Origin of the sequence: uncultured Chitinophaga sp., from assembly GCF_937874145.1 — a bacterium.
GTDB lineage: Bacteria > Bacteroidota > Bacteroidia > Chitinophagales > Chitinophagaceae > Chitinophaga.
Genome location: NZ_CALNBI010000343.1, coordinates 1 through 3,500, shown reverse-complemented (window position 1 = coordinate 3,500; position 3,500 = coordinate 1). Strand labels below are relative to the sequence as shown.

4 protein-coding genes are annotated in these 3,500 nt (G+C 61.3%); all 4 read left to right on the top strand.

Annotated elements, in window-relative coordinates; translation table 11 throughout:
• The coding region (locus Q0510_RS16890; RefSeq protein ID WP_298714441.1) for an aminotransferase class III-fold pyridoxal phosphate-dependent enzyme at positions 1-880 on the top strand (880 nt) is incomplete at its 5' end.
• A gap of 2 nt (positions 881-882) precedes the next feature.
• Complete coding sequence (locus Q0510_RS16885; RefSeq protein WP_298714438.1) at positions 883-1,839, top strand: 3-hydroxyacyl-CoA dehydrogenase NAD-binding domain-containing protein; 957 nt, start codon at positions 883-885, stop codon at positions 1,837-1,839.
• Complete coding sequence (locus Q0510_RS16880) at positions 1,836-2,921, top strand: membrane dipeptidase (protein ID WP_298714436.1); 1,086 nt, start codon at positions 1,836-1,838, stop codon at positions 2,919-2,921. The genes Q0510_RS16885 and Q0510_RS16880 overlap by 4 nt, the downstream gene beginning before the upstream one ends.
• A partial coding sequence (locus tag Q0510_RS16875) for a neutral/alkaline non-lysosomal ceramidase N-terminal domain-containing protein (protein WP_298714433.1) occupies positions 2,918-3,500 on the top strand: 583 nt, incomplete at its 3' end. The genes Q0510_RS16880 and Q0510_RS16875, both read left to right, overlap by 4 nt.

Genomic DNA, 3,500 nt, shown 5'->3' with positions numbered 1-3,500 from the left:
TGGGTGGCTGGATAACGTGAGCTGGGGGATCTCCGCACCGGATGTTACGGCAGCTGGCAGCAGGAATGCTCCGCAGGCGCATGCCTGGTCGGCCGGGTTGCCCGCTGGGGCGCGGGATGAATTCATCATCCTGCCCTGGAACGATCTTCCGCTGCTGCAAGCCACGCTGGCGGAACACCACGGCGAGATCGCCGCCATCATCACGGAACCCGTCATGTGCAACAACGGTTGCATCCTGCCGCAGCCGGGCTTCCTGGAAGGGATGCGCGCGCTCTGCGATACGTATGGCATTGCCTTGATTTTCGATGAAGTGATCACCGGCTTCCGGCTGTCGTTAGGCGGGGCCCAGCAATATTTCAACATTACACCAGACCTCTCCGTGTTTGCCAAGGCCATGGCAAGCGGTTACCCCATCAGCGCTATTGTAGGCAAGCGCGAATGGATGGACCAGATCACGGAAGGGAAGGTGGTGCATGCCGGTACGATGAATGCCGGCAATCCCACCATCGCTGCGGCGCAGGCCACGCTGCAGGTGCTGGAAGAAACGCAGCCGTACGAGCGGCTCTTCCGGTACGGACAATTGTTGATGAGCGGGCTGCGCCGGGCAGCCGGCCGCACCGGGCACCAGCTGACGATCTCCGGTCCGGGCCCGATGTTCCACACGGGCTTCTCCGCGCAGCCGTCCGTCCGCGAATACCGGGACACGCTCGGGTTCAACCGCGGCCTGCTTGCCCAATTCATTTCCGGCATGCACGACCGCGGCGTGCGTATCATCGGCCGCGGCCTCTGGTACATCAGCGCCGCGCATACGGAAGCGGATATACGCCAGGCGGTGGAAACCGCCGAAGACGTTCTCGGGAACATGCAGCATAACCAGTAATTATGAACAAAGACGCAACAGACCACTCAAAGAAACCGCTGCTTGTATCCGGGACCGGCCCGCTGGCCGCCGGCATTACCGTTTGCCTGTTGCAGGCGGGCCATCCGGTCGCGCATTGCACCACAGACCCGGCAGCCGACGGTGAAACCATCGCCAATTTGCAGCAGGCGCATGCGAAACACGGAGGAGCGGAGCGCTCCGGGCAAAAACTTACGCTCGGGGGCTTGCCGGAAAAATCATCCGGTTACGCCGCCGCCATTATCGCCGCGCCCGAATGCCTGGCCACCAAGCGAAGCCGGATCGCCGAACTGGAAGCATGGCTGCCACAGGAAGCCATCATCGCCGTCAACACCGAGTGCATTGCCCTAAGCCGCCTGCAGGAAGGCGCGGGCCATCCCGCGCGGATCATCGGCGCCAACTGGGCAGAACCCGCCCATACCACCCAGTTCCTCGAAATGATCGTGAACACCGCCTGCAAGGAGGCGTGTGCGCATGCTTTCAGGGATATGGCAGTAGGGTGGGGGAAAGACCCGTACGTAGTGCCCGGCGACGAAGGCATCCGTTCGCGGATGATGAGCGCCATGGCGCGGGAGGCCTTCTTCCTGGTCAGCAACGGTTATGCCTCTGTGGAAGATATCGACCGCGCCTGCCGCAACGACGCTGGTTATTACCTGCCCTTTGCCGGTAATTTCCGGTACATGGATCTCATGGGCCCCTATGCATACGGGCTCGTGATGGAAGACCTCAATCCCGGCCTCGATCGCAGCGAAGGGCCGCCGGCATGGATGGACGAGCTCCTGCACCAGGGCCATACCGGTATGGACGCGGGCAAAGGGTTTTACGATTACGGGGAAGGTGAAGCGGAAAAATGGGCTTCCGTTTTCAACCGCTTCAGCTACCGCATCCGGCAACTCATGCACCGGTATCCTTTCGGCGATAACGAAAAAACTGAACCATGAACGCTCCGTTTATCATCGACGCCCATCTCGACCTGGCCATGAACGCCATCGAATGGAACCGCGACCTCTCGCTGCCGCTGGATCAAATCCGCCAGCGCGAGATGCATATGAAAGACAAGCCCGACCGCGGCCGGGGCACCGTTTGCCTTCCTGAACTGCGGAAAGGCAGGATCGGGTTGGTGGTAGCCACGCAGCTGGCGCGGTACACGCCGCCGGGAAGCGCCCTTCCGGGCTGGCATTCCCCGCAACAGGCATGGGCCATGACCCAGGCGCAGCTAACATGGTACCGCGAAATGGAAGCACTCGGAGAAATGGTGCAAATCCGCGACCTGGCAGGGCTTGATGCGCATCTGCAGCTATGGGACGATGCATCCGTTCCCGATGCGCAGAAGCCCGTCGGGTACATCCTGAGCCTCGAAGGCGCCGATTCGCTGGTGGATATTTCCTATCTTCACCGGGCACACGCAGACGGTTTGCGCGCCATCGGCCTGTCGCATTTCGGGCCGGGACGATACGCCCCCGGCACCAAAATGACCGGGCCACTCACGCCGCAAGGCGTGGAGCTGTTAAAGGAAATGGATACACTCCGCCTGATCCTCGATGTCACCCATCTCACCGATGAAGGCTTCTTCCAGGCGATGGACCTTTACCAGGGCCCCATCTGGGCCAGCCATCACAACGTCCGCAAGATCGTGCCCAACCAACGGCAACTGAGCGACGGGCAAATACGGCTGCTCATTGAGCGGGATGCCGTCATCGGTGGCATGCTGGACTGCTGGGCGATGGATATCCGATTCATCGACACCGTTTCCGATCCCTGGCAACTCGATATCCGGCTGGAGCAGCTGGCGGATCACTGGGACCATATCTGCCAACTGGCCGGCAACAGCAGGCATATCGCGATCGGCAGCGACCTCGACGGGATTTTCGGAACGGAGCAGTCGCCCTGGGACCTTCACTCCATTGCCGACCTCCAAAAATTTACGGACATCCTTTCCCGCAGAGGTTCCGCGCAGGCAGTTATCGATAATATCCTTCACGGCAACTGGCTGCGGTTCCTGCGTAAAGCCTGGGCAACATGACCACGATTATGAACGAAACGAAATTTCAGGCCGGCTCCGCGGCCGCGGATATCACGCCGCCTCTGGGCACGCTCATTAACGGCGACTTCTTCCCGCACCGCGCCACGCAGATCCACGACCCGCTTTTCGTGCGCGCACTGGTGCTGGACAACGGGCATCAGCGCCTGGCAATCGCCGTTGCAGATACCTGTGTGATGCCGCGTGCGCTGATGGACCGCATCAAGCAGCGCATTCAGGCGCAAACCGGCATCGATTCCCGTAATGTGCTTATTTCCTGTACCCACACCCATGCCGGAGGGTCCGCCGGCGACATCTTCCTGACCCCGCCCGATGCCGCATATTGCGCGCTGCTGGAGGAGAAATCGGTGGAAGCGGTAACGGAAGCCTGGCAGAAGTTGCAGCCTGCGGTTGTCGCCCACGGGGCGGCGGATGTGCCGCAACATGTGGTGTGCAGGCGCTACTTCATGAAAGAAGGTTATGTGCCCGAGAACCCCGTACACGGCGGAGCCGATGCCGTCAAAACGAATCCTTTCGGCGCATCTGAACAGGTCCTGCAACCGGCGGCGCCAACGGATCCGG